The organism is Caballeronia catudaia, assembly GCF_001544755.2.
GTDB classification, from domain to species: domain Bacteria; phylum Pseudomonadota; class Gammaproteobacteria; order Burkholderiales; family Burkholderiaceae; genus Caballeronia; species Caballeronia catudaia.
Genome location: NZ_FCOF02000024.1, coordinates 82,656 through 98,090, shown reverse-complemented (window position 1 = coordinate 98,090; position 15,435 = coordinate 82,656). Strand labels below are relative to the sequence as shown.

The window sequence follows — 15,435 nt, the reverse complement described above, 5'->3', positions numbered from 1 at the left end:
ATGGCGAGGCGTTCTTCAGGTTGAAGGTGCTGGTATGAAGTAGTTTTGTCGGGCATTGCAACACCTTATACGAGATAGGTGTTGCACCTCGCTTTTGAGGCCGCCCTTCAAGGAGGCTCGTTCAAGTGAACATTGTTGCTCTCATATGCGTGATGATTCTTGGACTGCTACTTTTCGGCCTCGGATTGTCCATCTCAGTGATGCGTTTTCACGAAGGTACCAACTTTGGCTGCGAGTCGGACCCCGCGAACCGACTACACAAGCTCGTTCGGGCTCATGCCAACACGGCCGAATACGCGCCATTCCTCGCGGTGCTGTTTCTCTACCTTGGCGCGCGATCGCCTTCGATCGTAGCCGAGTCGCTGATCGTCGCTTCAACCGCGTGCCGCTGTCTGCTCGTCATCGGACTTATCGCGTGGCCCACGATGGCCAAACCCAACCCCTTCCGGTTCGTCGGGGCACTTGGGACCTACGGGGCCGGTCTGGCGCTATGTGTCATGGTGCTGCGTTGAGATGCGACAGACAGATCACGTCTGACTCTCTGCGGCATATGGCCCTAATGCAGAGACGCCATCTTCGACCCCCAAGATCTTGCCGAAGCAATTTCGGCCGGACAAGCGCTGTCATCAAACATCAAACATCAAGGGGGAACATTGAGTTGCCGAGGTGGTCACCGGCGCGTTTCCGGCGAAACTAAAATGCTCCGATCCTTATAAGGCAATGACGGACTATTTGAACATTCGCGTGAAGGCAGTCGTATCAAAGTCGTGAGTCCAGTCGGCCTCGTGAGTACAGAGCAGCAGCGGAACAAGACGCGCACATGTTTCACACGAGTGAGCGGTCAATCCGTGTACCCAATCTTGCCCGCTGGCAGGCGACCGTGTCGGATCGCTTTTGTACATGACTTCGGACATGGCCCAGCGAGTCAGGTCGATACGCTGGTTTCTCCTTTGATGATCCAAAATGGCCTGCTGTATCAGACGCGGCGCAGCGCAAGCACCCGGTGGATATCCGCCCCCGCGTTTCGTGCCTTTGTACAGATCCGGTGTAATCGGTCGAAAGCGGACGTCGAGTAGGCCTGGAAAGTTTGGGCCTCGTTCGTCACAGGTCGTGTATCCGCGTCCACGAGCCGCAATCAAAAATGGCGTGAAACCATTATGCAACTGTCCAGAATGGGCAGCATATATCGCAGCGGGCGTGATTAAAACGCCGAACATCCTGTCAGCCTGATCTACCCCTGCATATTGATGTTTCCGTGCGTAGACGAGTTCACCCATCAACTGCAGAAGTTTGAAGCGGCTGGCCGATGTTTCCTCGATTCCCTCTCGCGGTAGATGAACGCGGGCGCACCGCGGACAATTTTTGCTCGTTCCATAGGATACGTACTGTGATCCGTACATCATGCCCTCCACTTGACGGTGTTGTGTCGCTGCTCTCTGAGAAAGTGTTCTTCTAAGGGCGGCGCGTACTTCCCTCTAAGGGAAGCTGCTACAGCCATTTGCAGAACAGTCGGGCGAGCGTTCCTATTCCATCAAACAAGGCAAGCGAGCGAATGTGCGTCCATCCGGGTCCCGATGTTAAATACTGCCGGGCGGTAAAGAGCTGGGGACGCCCTACGTCCTCTGGGGACATTCACCGACTGGACTGCCACCACTGTGATCGTTGGGTCGATCCCTAAACTAACCCGCCCACGGGTTACGGGACGGAAACACCGGAATTCTTGAAGAATGTTTCCTCATGACGGTGCTTGCTTCTCGCAAAGTGCTTTACGTCTTCGCTATCGACGAACCTAGACGGACTGTTCCCTTTTCTCGGGCGGCGCGGCTTGCGCGAGCCACGCGCGCCATCCGCCAAAGGCCGTGATGTCCTCCGCCGACTGCACGCCGTAGGGCTCACACAGAAAGCCCGTGATCCACGAACCGTCCGCCGCCTCGATCTTGCCCAACGCGAGCGGAGAAGGCACCGTGGCGATGAACGAGCCGAATTGCGAGCTGGGCATCTCCCAGACCTCGATCGCGATTTCGGCACCGTCATTCTCGACCCGCCACATGCCGGGACGCCGCGCGCCGTCCGCCGATGGCGGCAATGCGCACAACCGGTACGAAGAAGCGGTGCGCGTCGCCCGCACGAGACGCGCGTCCCGGCAGAGCAGATCGCGATTCAACGGCAAGCCCTGCATATGCGCGCCGCATACCGCCAGATGCATGCGATCGTTGCTCGCTGCGCCTCGCGCGGCTGCATCGATTTCGTTGTTCCCGACGCACGCGATGCCGCTCACGCGCTGCAGCAGGTCCGCGATGCCGAGCAGATATTGATCGGTGAATGCGCGGCCGAAGACGGTTACGCCCCACGGCAGGCCGTTTTTCATGAAGCCGGTCGGCGTGGCGACCGCCGCATAGTCCAGCAGGTTCACGAAGTTGGTGTAGTGGCCGAGCAGCGAGTTCGCACCGATCGGATCGCGTTCCAGTTCGGCGAGCGTCACCGGACGCGGATACGTCGGTGTCAGTACGAAGTCCAGCGTATCGAGCGCGGTGTCGCAGACGGCCTTCAGCGCCTGCAGACGGTATTGCGCGCGAAACAGCTCGACGGCGGTGGCGCCCGGTGCTTGCGCGAGCACATCGCGAATCACGGGCAGCACGGCGTCAGGCTGCGTCTTCATGAGTTCTTCGGTCACGCTATAGCGCTCCGCCACCCACGGACCCTGATAGAGCAGGCGCGCCGCTTCGACGAACGGCGCGAAGTCGATCTCGACGGCTTCGCCGCCGGCGGCTTGCAGCATCGCTCGAGCCTTGGCGAACAACGCGCGGCTTTCGGCACATCCGTCGAATTCGGGCTGCGCGGGAACGCCGAAGCGAAACGTAACGGGCTTGCCGAATGCGCGCGCGCCGTTCCATTGCGGATTTCTGCGGCTGTATGCGTCGCGCGGATCGGTTTGCGCGGTCAGCGCGAGAAGCTCGCTCGCTTCCGTGGCCGTCGCCGTGAAGAACGTCACGCAATCGAGCGTGCGGCAGGCCGGCACCACGCCCGCGGTCGACAGCACGCCCTTCGTCGGCTTCAGTCCGACGAGGTTGTTCAGCGCGGCAGGCACGCGTCCCGAGCCGGCGGTGTCGGTGCCGAGCGCGAAGCTGGCGACGCCCAGCGCGACGGCAAGCGACGAACCCGCGCTCGATCCACCCGACGGATAGTCAGAATGCACACTGTTGCGGCACTTGCCATAAGGCGAGCGCGTGCCGTTGAGGCCGGTGGCGAACTGATCGAGATTGGTCTTGCCAAGGGGTATCGCGCCGAGCGCGACCAACCGGGCGACGACCGTCGCCGATTCTGTCGGTGTGTATGCGAACGCGGGGCAGGCGGCCGTCGTCTCGATGCCCGCGAGGTCGATGTTGTCCTTGATCGCGAACGGAATGCCGTAGAGCGGCAGGCTCGCGACGTCGTGTTCATCGAGCCGGTTCAGGAAGGGCGCGATCTCTTCTTCCGTCAGAAGATGGATGAAGAGATGAAACTCGGGATCGAGCGCGGCGGCTTTTGCGCGCAGGCCGGTGATCAGTTCGCGTGGCGTGACCGTTCCATCGAGATACGCGCGACGCAGCGTGGAGAGACGCAGATCGAATGACGACATATTGTTTTCGTCCGGTGGTTTATTGACGGTCGATGACTGCGACGCGTTGTCCCGCGCGCACGGGCGACCCGGGTGCGACGTGGATGGCGCTGACGGTCCCGGCGCACGGCGCGCAAACGGAGATTTCCATCTTCATCGATTCGATGACGAGCAGTACGTCGCCAGCCGCGACCGTATCGCCGGGGGCGACTTTCACCTGCCACAGACTGCCCGCGATTTCGCTGTCGACCGCTATTTCGCCGTCTTGCAGCGACGCCAGTTCGATGTCGTCGGCGACGGTCACATCGATCGATTCTTCCGACGCGCCCGCTTCGCGCCAGCGCTCGCGTTCCGCCTGAAACGCCGACTGCTGCCGCGCCCGGAACGCATCGATGCCCGACGATTCCCGCGCGAGAAACGCCTGATAGTCCGGCAGCGACAACTCGGCTTCATCGATACGCAGCGGGTAGCGCCCGAGCGGAAAGTTCGTGCGGATGCGCATGAGTTCATCGGCGGAGACTTCGAAGAAACGGATCTGGTCGAAGAAGCGCAAAAGATAGTGCTGACCACCGAAATCCGCGACCTCGCGATAGCGATTCCACATCTGCAGGGTCCGGCCGACGAACTGATATCCGCCCGGCCCTTCCATGCCGTACACACACAAATAGGCGCCGCCGATGCCCACCGAGTTTTCCGCGGTCCAGGTGCGCGCCGGGTTGTACTTCGTCGTCACGAGACGGTGACGCGGATCGAGCGGCGTCGCGACCGGCGCGCCGAGATAAACGTCGCCCAGGCCCATCACGAGATAGCTGGCATCGAAGACGATCTTTCTGACGGCTTCGATGGAATCGAGATCGTTGATGCGTCGAATGAATTCCAGATTGCTCGGGCACCACGGCGCATCGCGGCGTACGGTGGTCATGTATTTCTCGATCGCGAGCCGACACGCCGGGTCATCCCACGAAAGCGGCAGATGCACGACGCGCGACGGGACGCGCAGATCGTTTTGCAGCAGAACCTCTTGCCATGTCCGGGCGACGATATCGAGCAAACGTGCCAGCGGCAGGTCGTCAGGCCGATAGTGAACCTGCAGCGAGCGAATGCCCGGTGTCAGATCGATCACGCCGGCCAGCGCTTTGGCTTCGAGCGACTGCATCAGCGCATGGCCGCGAAACCGCGACACGAGATCGAGTTCCGCCGGGCCGATCTCGAGCAGCAGATGCGTATCGCCGGACACCCGCGCGACCAGTCTTTCGCGATCCGCACCGGTATCGAGCACGATGGGCGAGCTCAGCGCCGCGTGCCGTTCGACGACCGCATGCCGCTCGATGTCGAGCGTTTCGATCTCGCGACGGCGCCTGCGCGCAGCCTCGCGTGCCTCATCGATTTGCACCGGCACGAAGCGGACCTTGTCGCCCGCCTTCAACTGGCCTATATGCCACAGGTCGGCCTCGATGATCGTCACGGGACAGACGAAGCCGCCGAGACTCGGTCCGTCGGGTCCGAGAATCACCGGCATGTCGCCCGTGAAGTCGATCGCGCCGACGGCGTACGGATTGTCGTGAATGTTCGACGGATGCAGCCCCGCTTCGCCGCCGTCCTCGCGCGCCCATTCCGGTTTCGGACCGATGAGCCTCACGCCGGTGCGGCTGGAGTTGAAGTGGATCTCCCATTCGGTGTCGAGAAAGCGCTCGATATATCGGCTGCTGAAGTATTCGGGCGCGCCGTGCGGACCATAGATGACGCGAATCGTGCGGACGTTTTCGAGTATCGGTACGTTCGCGAGCGCCACCCCGGCCCGTGCATCGCCGAGCGGATAAAGATGCAGCACGTCGCCCGCGCGGAGCGCGCGTCCGCCATGTCCGCCGAACTGGCCGAGCGTGAACGTGCTGCGGCTGCCCAGATAGCACGCGACGTCGAGGCCGCCGCGCACGCAGAGATACGCGCGCGCGCCCGCGCCGCGGATCGCGCCGAGCGCGAGTATCGAGCCGGCTGCAACGTGGATGCTCGTGTGCATCGGCTGCGCGATATCGTCGATCAGGATCGGAGTCTCGGCGCCCGTGACGGCGATGACCGCATCCGTGTTGAAGCGCAGCGTCGGGCCGCTCATCGTCACTTCGAGCGCGGCGGCATCGGCGGGATTGCCGAGCAGGCGATTGCCGAGGCGCATCGCGCGATCGTCCATCGGTCCCGATGGCGGAATGCCGACCGCCCAATAGCCGAGCCGTCCCGGATAGTCCTGCACGGTCGTCTGCGTGCCGCCGCTCACGACTTCGACCGTGCTCGCGCGATAGTTCAGCGTTTCGAGGCAGCGCGTCCACGGCTGGCCGGACGCGAACGGCGCATCGTCGAGAATCTGGCGCAGATAGTCGCGATTCGTTTCCACGCCGTAGAGGCGCGTGTTCCCGAGCGCGTTATCGAGCGCATGGCGCGCTTCGTCGCGCGTCGGCGACCAGGCGATGATTTTGGCGAGCATCGGATCGAAGTAGGGCGGCACTTCGCAGCCTGCCTCGATCCACGTGTCGATGCGCAGCGCGCGGCCGTCCGCCTGCGGGAGCGCGACGTCGGTCAGCAGGCCGGGGCTCGGCTTGAAGTCGCGGCCCGGGTCTTCCGCATAGAGACGCGCCTGGATCGCGTGACCGCGCGGCGTCAGACTGGCCGCGAGCGTCTGCAGCGGCGCGAGCGTGCCGGCGGCGAGTTCGATCATCCAGCGCACCAGATCGACGCCCCAGACCTGTTCGGTGACGCCGTGCTCGACTTGCAGGCGCGTGTTCACTTCGAGAAAGTAGAACTGTTGCGCCGCGCTGTCGTACACGAATTCGACGGTGCCCGCCGAGCGGTAATCGACTGCCTTCGCGAGCCTGATCGCCGCATCGCAGAGCGCGGCCGGAACGCCTTCCGGGAGCGAGGGCGCGGGCGTTTCCTCCAGCACTTTCTGATTGCGCCGCTGCACCGAGCAGTCGCGCACGCCCAAGGCGATCGCGTCGCCCTGGCCATCGCCGAAGACCTGGACTTCCAGATGCCTCGCACGTTCGATGTACTTCTCCAGAAACACGCCCGCATCGCTGAAATTGTTCTCGCCAAGACGCTTCACGGCGTCGAAATTCGCGCCGAGCTCAGCGGCGGTCCAGCACACGCGCATGCCGATGCCGCCGCCGCCCGCCGTGCTCTTCAGCATCACCGGATAGCCAATGGATCGCGCGGCGTCGAGTGCGGCCTGCACGTCTTCGAGCAGGCCGGTGCCTTCGAGCATCGGCACGCCCTGTTTCGCGGCGATCTCGCGGGCCGTGTGCTTCCGGCCGAACGCGCGCAATTGCGCGGGCGTCGGTCCGATGAACGCGATGCCCGCCTCTTCGCACGCTTCGCCGAACGCGGCGTTCTCCGACAGGAAGCCGTATCCCGGATGAATCGCCTGCACCCCTTCGCGACGCGCGACATCCAAAATCTTCGCCATGTCGAGATAAGTCAGCGACGCCGGACCGTCGCCCAATGCATGCGCAATGGGCGCGTCGCTCACATGGCGGCTCGCGCGGTCGGCTTCGGCGTACACGGCGACGCCGGTGACATCGAGCGCGCGCAAGGTTCTGAGAATGCGACACGCAATCGCGCCGCGATTGGCAATCAGGATCTTCTCGAACATGGAAGGAATCGTGATTCGGAGGCGGGCCGTCCCGCCGTGGGCATGGCGAGCCGCGGTCGTCCGCGGCTGCATTCGGATCAGCGACAGCTCTGGTTCAGCCGTTCGCGCGTGAGCGTGCAGCAACGTCCCGAGCGCACCAGCATGACGTGGTAGATCCAGCGGCGCAGGCGCGTCAGTTCCATATGATCAGCTCCGCCGGCGTGGGGTTGTAAGCGTTGCAGGGATTGTTGAGTTGGGGGCAGTTCGAGATCAGCACGATGACGTCCATTTCCGCGCGCAGCTCGACGTACTTGCCCGGCGCGGAAATGCCGTCCTCGAACGTGAGACCGCCATCGGCCGTCACCGGCACGTTCATGAAAAAGTTGACGTTCGCGCCGATGTCGCGCTTCGCAAGCCGCCCGTCGTGCGCACATGCGCGCAGGAAGTTGTCGCGGCAGCTGTGCATGTAGCGCGTCTCGAGCGAATAGCGCACGGTGTTGCTCTCCTGCGCGCAGGCGCCGCCGAGCGTGTCGTGACGGCCGCAGGTGTCCGCGACGATGGTCAGCATCGGATTGCCGAGGTTCGAATACAGCACCGAACCCGTCGTCAGATAGAGGCTCTTCTGTCGACGCAAGGTGCGCTGCGGATCAAAGCGTTCGCGCGCATCGTCGAGGCTGTAGAACAGCGTATCGACGGCCTGATTGCCTTCAAGATCGACGATGCGCAGCGTCTGTCCGGCCTTCAATTCATGCAGCCACGGTTCGCCTGCGGCGAGCGTTTCGCGATGAATCGCGTTCTCGGGGTGTCTGCCGCTAACGGTAAGCGTGTTCGTCATGTCGGGCTTCGCTCAAAGAAAGAATCGTTCGGTGTTGATGAAACCGCGCATGTTCTCCTCGCATGCGGTGCGGCAGGTCTCGGCCACTTCAGGATGCGCGCGGCTCAATTCGAGCTTGACGGGCTTCGGCGCATAGTCGGGATTCGGGTCGAGCGGATGCTGGACCGCGGTGAGCACGATGAGCGTGTTCATCGGCGCATACAGCTCGACGTTGTCGCCCGCCTTCGAGTTGCCGGCCACGAACGCGAGCGCGCCTGTATCGTTCACGTCGACGCGGCTGAAGAGATTGAGCGTCATCATCAGATCGGAGACGTCGAGTCCCCACTTGCTCATTTCGACGAGCAGATTGTCCGTGCCGTTGCGGTAGAACGCGTTGCGCAGCTCCTGATAGCGGCCGGCGCCATATCGCTCGGAGACTTCGTCCGCGTTCGATACCCCGCCGATGCTGTCGTGCCAGCCGCATGTGTCGGCGACGATGGCTGCGAGCACGCGACCCATGTCGGAGTACAGGCAGTGCCCGGCCGTGAATTTTGCGGTGTGCTGGCACTTCAGCGAGTCCGGCACATTGAGGCGCTCGCTTTTCTCGCTTGCGTTGACCATCATCACGCTGACGTTCGCGCCGCCGCGCAAATCGGTGATGCGCAACGACTGTCCGCGTTTGACGATGAGAGAGGTATGACCGCCGCCGGGAACGGTTTCTTCGAATAGCAATGTCATGTGATTGAGCGTCCTTTCAGTCGGAGAGCAGTTCGATGCGGGATGCGCCTTGCACAGCGGCCTGTGCGACATGGATCGCCGACGCGGATGCGCGCGGGCGGTCGAGCGGAATGTCATAGGTGATGCGCGCGCCATACGCGCCCGGCGCTTGCGGATCGATGCGGACCTTGTCGAAGACGAGCACGCGGTTGCCCAACGTGAAGCCTTCCTTGAGGTCGTGTGTGACCATGAAAATGGTGAGCTTCGACTCGCGCCACAGGTCGGACAGCAACGCGTGCATGTCCTTGCGGATGCCGGGATCGAGCGCGCCGAACGGTTCGTCGAGCAACAGCACGCGCGGCTTCATCATCAGCGCCTGCGCGATGGCCAGCCGTTGCTGCATGCCGCCCGAAAGCTGCTGCGGGTACTTATTCAGGGCCGCGCCGAGGCCCACGCGTTCGAGCATCGCGGCGGCTTCCTCGCGGGCAGCGCGCCGGCGGGCGCCGAACAGGCGGCCCGTGAACCTGGCGCGCGGCAGTTCGAGACCGAGCATCACGTTGCGCAGCACGCTCAGATGATCGAACACCGAGTAGCGCTGGAACACGACGCCGCGATGCGCGTCCGGTTCGGCGGGCAGCGCTTCGCCGTCGAACAGGATCTCGCCGCGTGTCGCGCGTTCCTGACCGAGCAGGAGGCGCAGAAACGTCGACTTGCCGCAGCCGGAGGCACCGACCATCGAGCAGAATTCGCCTTCCTTTACCCTTAGATTCAGGCGCTCGAGCACGACCTGATCGCCGTATTGCTTCCACAGGTTGCAGACTTCAATCATCGCACGCCTCCGCCGTACCACGGAAAGCACCACTGCGTGATGCGTCGAAGCAGCTCGTCGGTCAGCCACGCGAGCAGCGTGATCCATGCGACGTACGGAAGAATGAGGTCCATTGACAGATAACGCCGCACGAGAAAGATGCGATAGCCGAGTCCGTCGGTCGATGCGATCGCTTCCGCTGCGATGAGAAAGAGCCATGCCGCGCCGAGCGAAAGACGCAGCGCGACGAGCAGGCGCGGCAGCAGTTGCGGCAGCACCAGACGCAGAATCAGCGTCCAGCTTGTGGCACCGAGCGTTTGCGCCTTGACCCACAATTCCGCCGGAATCTCGTGGGCACGGGCGTGCAGGTCGCGAACGATCATCGGCGTGATGCCGACGACGATGAGCACGACTTTCGACAGCTCGTCGAGGCCAAAGACGATGAAGAGGATCGGCAGAACGGCGAGCGGTGGCACCATCGAAATGACGGTGATGAAGGGCGATAGTGTCGCGCTCACGAGCGGAAACGATCCCGTGGCGATGGCGACGACGAGCGCGATCACACTGCTCACGACGAGTCCGATGCCCAGCCGCCGCAGGCTCGACGAGGTATCGGCCCACAGCAGATATTCGCCGGTGCGCCGGTCTTCGGTGAATGCGGCCGACTTCATCGCCTCGTTCATTTGCGCGGCGCTCGGCAGCAGCTTGTCGTCGGGGTTGATCGCGAGCCGCATCGACGAGCCGGTGAAATAGACCGCGAGCAACACCACGAACGGCAGCAGAAGCAGCATCAGGCCGCCGGTCCTGCTCGGATGTCGATTGATGAGTCGCATGATGACTGTCTCGTATCTAAAGCGTGTGCCGTCGGATTCAGAGCTTGCCGGCCGCCGCCATCTCGACGTAGGTCGGATCGAAGCGCAGCTTCACGTTGCCCTTGTTGCCGACGACGACGCCCTTGTCGAACGCCATGCCGACGGCGTCCGCGCTCCTGGCGTCCTGCCCGAGCAGGCCGTGATCGAACGAGAAGTTCGCGACGCGCGTCATGATCTTCGGCATGTCCGGGCTGGTGACGAAATCGAGCGCGGCCTTGGGTGTATAGAAGAGGGCGGTCGTCGAGAGCTGGCCCTTGAAGTTGGCGAGATCAGTGCCGGACGCCTTCGCCATCGACGTCAGTGCGTTCGTGGTTGCCGGGGAATTACCGTGCATCAGCGCGACCATCTCGAACCACGCGCCGATCAATGCCTTTCCGAGCGCCGGGTTCTCCTTCAGCGTCTTCGTGTTGACGACCATCATGTCCATTATCTCGCCGGGAATCTTGCTGGAGTCGAAGACTTCGGTGACGTTCGGCTGCACCTTGAGATCGGCGAGCATCGGATTCCATGTGACGGTGTTGTGCACGGCAGGCGTGGCGAATGCGCCGGAGATATCGGCATCCGACGTATTGACGACCTTGAGATCGCGCTCGGTCATGTGGGCGCTTTCGAGCGCGCGGGCGAGCAGATAGTGCGAGACGGAGAACTGGACGAGGTTGACTTGCTGGCCTTTCAGGTCGGTGATCTGCCTGCCCTTGCCCTTCATGAGCACGCCGTCGTTCCCGTTCGAATAATCGCTGACGATGAGCGCTGTCGAGTCCACGCCGCCCGACGCCGGAATGGTGAGCGCGTCCATGTTGGTCATCGCGCAGCCATCGAACTTGCCGGCCGTGTATTGATTGATCGACTCGACGTAGTCGTTCAGCTGCACGACATCGACATTGATGCCGTACTTCTTCGCCCACCTGGAAACGATGCCCTGCGTCTTCGCTTCGCCCCACGGCATCCAGCCCGCGTAGATGGTCCAGCAAACCTTGAAATCGTTGCGAGGCGCGGCGGATGCGGCGCCGGAAGCGAAGGCGAGGGAGACGGCGGCGATGCCAAGACAGCGAACGAGCTTGCGCATGAGGTTGACCTCGAAGGGGACGGTTGACGACGGCAGGGAGCAGCGCAAACATCGCGTTCTCTTCCGGGCTTTTATCCCGCCGTGTAACCTCGCCTGAGGTCGACAGCTCTCGGACCAGCACCTGCGAGAAGCAGATCGGAACCCTAGCCGTCCATTGCCAGATTGTTTGATGAACCGGATGATGGGCCGGCTCCTTGCATGCTTGACTAAGCGGGAAGCGTGCCAGCAATGGGATCAGAGTATTTGGACGCAGCGCGGGCGTTTCGTGCCCTCTGGCGGTGAACGGTGCACTCGAAGCTTCACCCGCTGCACCGCCTTCGAGCGTTCGACGTTTGCATCCGCAGCGATTCGCTGAGCAGAGGTCCTTCCCTGTCCGTGATCGGCGTCCAAAAGCGTGGCGCGCTATCACGAGCCGCTTGGTGGGTTGCGGCCTATAGGCCGGTAGCTACTTTGCCGGGGAGGGGACGCAAGGGCGTGGCCGAACCGTGACAGAGGCGTTGTCGAAATCACGCACATCGCAGCCTGAACGACAACAAAGGTTGCGCCGCCTGTCCAGAAAAATTGGCAAGGCCCGAAGGTGGCGAGCAGCCCCACACTTAAAGACTCCGCGCCACGTCGAAATCCCTACAAGGAGTGCCCTTGAGCCAGCCCGAGCAGACGACGCGACATCAATAAAGCGTTGGAGCACGGAGGAGCATCTGTCGCTGCGCCAGACCAGTTCCCAGTCTTGACGGATAGTCAGGTCCGACGGGTGAGTGGCAATGGAGATAATCGGCGACGTGTTGTACGCCGGCTATTTCTGCGCCAAGAGCAAAGGCTGGGACGAGGAAAAACAAGTGTCGTTCGCGCTCGCACATGCTTGCGACGCCATCAGCAAGCATTTCGGCATTGACGCGGGAATCTCGAACACGCGTTGTGGCCCGAGAACCTCGCGGAGTTAGCCGCTCTGGACCCGCAGGCGTTGCGAGAAAAGCATGCGTCAGGCGGCGCTTGCCGACGAACTTGCGAAGGACATCGCTGCTGGCAAAATTACGGCACACTGATCGGGGTCTGTCATGCCGCGCCTGTCTGCCACCGACGCATGATGTAGCGCGCCGCCCGCTCCGGCGTGGCGTCGTCGGTCAGGATACGCGCCGGGCAGCCAGCCACGGTGACGTTCGGCGGAATGTCCTTCGTTACGACGCTGCCCGCGCCGATCGTCACGTTGTCGCCGATGGTCACGTCTTCGATAATGCAGACGTTCGGCCCGATATACACGTTGTCGCCGATCGTCGCCGCCTTGCCGTGGTTCGATCCGATGGTCACGCCCTGCGATATGTTGCAGTTCGCGCCGATGACTGCCGTCGGATTGACCACGATCGTGCCGATATGACTGATATAGAATCCCGGCCCGATGCGCGTGCGCGGACTGATGACGAATCCGAAGCGGCGCTGCTTGAGGCGCACGATGTTATTGAGCACGAGTTGCACCGGCCGCGACGACGCGGCGCTCGCGAGCCGCAGCCAGAACATGTAGTTGAACCCTTCGTTCAGCATCAGTTGCTCGAGAAGGAGCATGACGCTGTACTCGCCCGTATAGCGATAGAGATCGGTTTTGATCAGATCAAAGGTTTTCATCGCGGTGGGTCCGCTGGTCCGTGATTTCTTGTAATACCACCGGCCGAAATCGGCCGTTCCCTCAACCGCTCTGCGCACCGAGATCCGAGACTAGTGCATTGGTCCGAAGCGTTCGGTGCGAAATGGAACATATGACCGAAGCCAGATCGAAACATTATGGGTGATCGGCGCCGGGCCGGACACGACGTGTTGCAGCAACGCGCTGCCACATTGCATGTTTCTCATCTGGCATCCCGTTGCTGGAACTCGTGGCGCAGCGCGAGCAGTTCGTTCGTAAGCGGTCGAGGAGCAACGTCCCTCCAATGAGTGGCTGAAGGTCTGAACCTAAGTGTCCGCGTAGACACATGCACTCAGACCACATGAACGAGAATCAAGACCTTCGCAGCAGACTGGTCGTCGGCCAGAAGCGGGACGGACGACGCGAATTCAATGAGGATGCTGCACGGCCGATTGACACCGGTATCTGCCGCAGATCCGCACGGGTCCCGGGAGCCGGAGCCAATGGTTGTCGACGGCGTGTCGATCGACATTTCCGCGCCGACGATCAAGGGTTCCGCGACGGCAAATACCTTACCGGCGTTCGTGCCCGTCGTCACAGCGCCAATGGCGCCGTCGATGGCGTCTAGTCCGATTCCATCAATGAAGCTGGCGCTGCATGTTCTGTTACCTAATGGTGTCGAACTCAGCTTCGACGAAGCTGGCGTGGGTGAGATCACGACGATCATCCAGTTGCTCGGGAGGCTGCCGTGTTCCGGTTTAACGAACGAGCGCCTTACTGGCCGTCGCGGGTTGGAGAATGCCTGAAGTTCGCAACGGAAGAGACATTTCAGTAGAACCCGGTTGAACGGCTCAGATGGGTCGTGAGCGTGAGTACGCTGATCTAGGCAGTTGCAGTCCTTCCGCGCGACATTGCCATCGTCAACAATCCGTCGGGCTGCTCACGATGAGGGTAACCCGCTTCAATGTCGGCCGACAATTCGTCTTGAACCGGCTTATTTTCACGTCCGAGTGTGCGATTAAGGGGGCAACGCCTTGAAGGCACGACCGAACGCAAGGACAATCGCCGGGCGGGCCAGTGCGGGTCGGCGCGTTCTTTTCCGCGGGCTCGCAACCGGCGCGCACGCCCTGGTTGGTGCCCGAGCCAAGCTTCCGCAAAACGAGCGTGTCGTAGAGCGCTTAGCGGAGTCGCTGAGGCTGCATTACGATCTTCGTCGCGCGCTCGGAAGCGCTCCACGACTGACACCCATGCACTCCCAACTCGCTGGTTCGGGCAAGCTTGCGAGCACCATTACTCCAGTAGGAGTTACCGGAGAAACCAGCGGATGGGGATCAGTTCCGGCACACGGCCTGCATTAGATGCTTCGAGTAGAGCGATCGGGTCTCGCTTCCCAATCTTGCACTCTGCAAGCTTTGCTCGAGGAACCTTTGAACGTGCTTCCTTGCCGCGATCGATGCGGGAGGCAAGCGAACCTCGGCCTGCAAACAGGTCGGAAAAACTTTGGTGTGTGGCCGGGTTCTGTGTCGTCATCGCCTTCACTGAGTGTTTGGATAGCTGATTGATCCTTGTTCAAGGAGTCGCAAGCTGCAGACTCCGTCTCCGGGAGCCGTCCACACAGGCATTGCCTCTATGCTCGAGAATCTTTAACCCGAAACGCCGTTGCGCGAAGTTACCTGAATGGCTTGCGACGAGGTGTCAACATGATGCGCTGAAGCACGTCGTCGCGTAGCACGAAGCGATGAAAGAGTGCATCAGCGATATGGGCGATGGATAGTACGAGCAAAACCCAAGCGAGCCATCCGTGCACCGTGCCCATCGCATCTCCGAGCGCAGAATTCCTGCCCGTAAGCAGGGGATAGAACAGAAATCCAAGTAGACGGACAACCCAGCCCCTCGAAGACGCATTGGCCCAACCTGTGATAGGCACTGCAATCAGCGTTACATACAGTGTCAGGTGGGTCACCTCCGCCAGACGGCCACGCGCAACCGGACCGCCAGCCGGGTCCGGCTCGTAGATCAGTCGGCAAACCACGCGAACCCACATGATCGCGAGAAGTAGCGCACCGACGGACAGATGCCAACCTATTACTCCTGTCGGGGCGCTGGCTTGGGTGAGCCTCGGCATGGCCCAGCCGAGAGCGAACTCGACGAAGACCAACGGCGCAACCAACCAATGCAAAAAACGGACTATCGGGGCGTATGCGGCCGCCTGCGAGGAAGCTTCGGTCACTGGACTCCCGGCTCTTCAAAAATGACGAAGCCGACCATGGTAGTTGGTCGGATCTGATGAGAGCATTAAGGCTCACTCCGATCTCCGACTTGCGCC

11 protein-coding genes and 1 riboswitch are annotated in these 15,435 nt (G+C 62.0%); of the genes, 1 reads left to right on the top strand and 10 read right to left on the bottom strand.

The features are described 5' to 3' along the window. Positions 1-125 precede the first annotated feature (125 nt). Positions 126-512, top strand: coding sequence for an MAPEG family protein (locus AWB75_RS23375; RefSeq protein ID WP_061126417.1), 387 nt, complete (start codon positions 126-128; stop codon positions 510-512). A 1,277-nt stretch (positions 513-1,789) separates the two neighbouring features. Here AWB75_RS23375 and atzF read toward each other — a convergent pair. The 10 genes from atzF to AWB75_RS23315 form a co-directional block, all read right to left on the bottom strand. Beyond that, entirely contained in the window at positions 1,790-3,619 is a 1,830-nt protein-coding gene (gene atzF / locus AWB75_RS23370; RefSeq protein ID WP_061126416.1) for an allophanate hydrolase, read from the bottom strand. Between the two features lie 19 nt (positions 3,620-3,638). Beyond that, on the bottom strand, positions 3,639-7,238 hold the full coding sequence (gene uca, locus AWB75_RS23365) for an urea carboxylase (RefSeq protein ID WP_061126415.1): 3,600 nt from the start codon (positions 7,236-7,238) through the stop codon (positions 3,639-3,641). A gap of 172 nt (positions 7,239-7,410) precedes the next feature. Further along, positions 7,411-8,052 (bottom strand): urea amidolyase associated protein UAAP2, encoded by a 642-nt coding sequence (locus tag AWB75_RS23360; protein ID WP_061126414.1) that lies wholly within the window; start codon positions 8,050-8,052, stop codon positions 7,411-7,413. A 12-nt stretch (positions 8,053-8,064) separates the two neighbouring features. After that, on the bottom strand, positions 8,065-8,769 hold the full coding sequence (locus AWB75_RS23355; RefSeq protein ID WP_061126413.1) for an urea amidolyase associated protein UAAP1: 705 nt from the start codon (positions 8,767-8,769) through the stop codon (positions 8,065-8,067). A 16-nt stretch (positions 8,770-8,785) separates the two neighbouring features. Next, positions 8,786-9,577 carry an ABC transporter ATP-binding protein gene (locus tag AWB75_RS23350; RefSeq protein ID WP_061126412.1) on the bottom strand — a complete coding sequence of 264 codons (792 nt, stop codon included), beginning with the start codon at positions 9,575-9,577 and terminating at the stop codon, positions 8,786-8,788. Next, the gene (locus tag AWB75_RS23345) at positions 9,574-10,389 is read right to left on the bottom strand and encodes an ABC transporter permease (protein WP_061126411.1); all 816 of its coding nucleotides are present in this window, start codon (positions 10,387-10,389) and stop codon (positions 9,574-9,576) included. The genes AWB75_RS23350 and AWB75_RS23345 overlap by 4 nt, the downstream gene beginning before the upstream one ends. Positions 10,390-10,426: 37 nt before the next feature. After that, positions 10,427-11,494, bottom strand: a complete 1,068-nt coding sequence (locus AWB75_RS23340; protein ID WP_061126410.1) for a putative urea ABC transporter substrate-binding protein — start codon at positions 11,492-11,494, stop codon at positions 10,427-10,429. Positions 11,495-11,552: 58 nt separating this feature from the next. Further along, positions 11,553-11,652, bottom strand: a riboswitch (guanidine-I (ykkC/yxkD leader). 895 nt (positions 11,653-12,547) lie between these two features. Next, positions 12,548-13,111 (bottom strand): serine O-acetyltransferase, encoded by a 564-nt coding sequence (locus AWB75_RS23330; RefSeq protein WP_061126408.1) that lies wholly within the window; start codon positions 13,109-13,111, stop codon positions 12,548-12,550. 350 nt (positions 13,112-13,461) lie between these two features. Beyond that, positions 13,462-13,836 (bottom strand): hypothetical protein, encoded by a 375-nt coding sequence (locus tag AWB75_RS37750; protein ID WP_159462799.1) that lies wholly within the window; start codon positions 13,834-13,836, stop codon positions 13,462-13,464. A gap of 942 nt (positions 13,837-14,778) precedes the next feature. Next, entirely contained in the window at positions 14,779-15,339 is a 561-nt protein-coding gene (locus tag AWB75_RS23315; protein WP_061126405.1) for a cytochrome b, read from the bottom strand. Positions 15,340-15,435 lie beyond the last annotated feature (96 nt).

Bases quoted from the DNA above. Each gene is read 5' to 3' on its own strand.
- atzF (WP_061126416.1), bottom strand. From the start codon at position 3,619: ATGTCGTCATTCGATCTGCGTCTCTCCACGCTGCGTCGCGCGTATCTC.
- uca (WP_061126415.1), bottom strand. From the start codon at position 7,238: ATGTTCGAGAAGATCCTGATTGCCAATCGCGGCGCGATTGCGTGTCGC.
- AWB75_RS23360 (WP_061126414.1), bottom strand. From the start codon at position 8,052: ATGACGAACACGCTTACCGTTAGCGGCAGACACCCCGAGAACGCGATT.
- AWB75_RS23355 (WP_061126413.1), bottom strand. From the start codon at position 8,769: ATGACATTGCTATTCGAAGAAACCGTTCCCGGCGGCGGTCATACCTCT.
- AWB75_RS23350 (WP_061126412.1), bottom strand. From the start codon at position 9,577: ATGATTGAAGTCTGCAACCTGTGGAAGCAATACGGCGATCAGGTCGTG.
- AWB75_RS23345 (WP_061126411.1), bottom strand. From the start codon at position 10,389: ATGCGACTCATCAATCGACATCCGAGCAGGACCGGCGGCCTGATGCTG.
- AWB75_RS23340 (WP_061126410.1), bottom strand. From the start codon at position 11,494: ATGCGCAAGCTCGTTCGCTGTCTTGGCATCGCCGCCGTCTCCCTCGCC.
- AWB75_RS23330 (WP_061126408.1), bottom strand. From the start codon at position 13,111: ATGAAAACCTTTGATCTGATCAAAACCGATCTCTATCGCTATACGGGC.
- AWB75_RS37750 (WP_159462799.1), bottom strand. From the start codon at position 13,836: ATGATCGTCGTGATCTCACCCACGCCAGCTTCGTCGAAGCTGAGTTCG.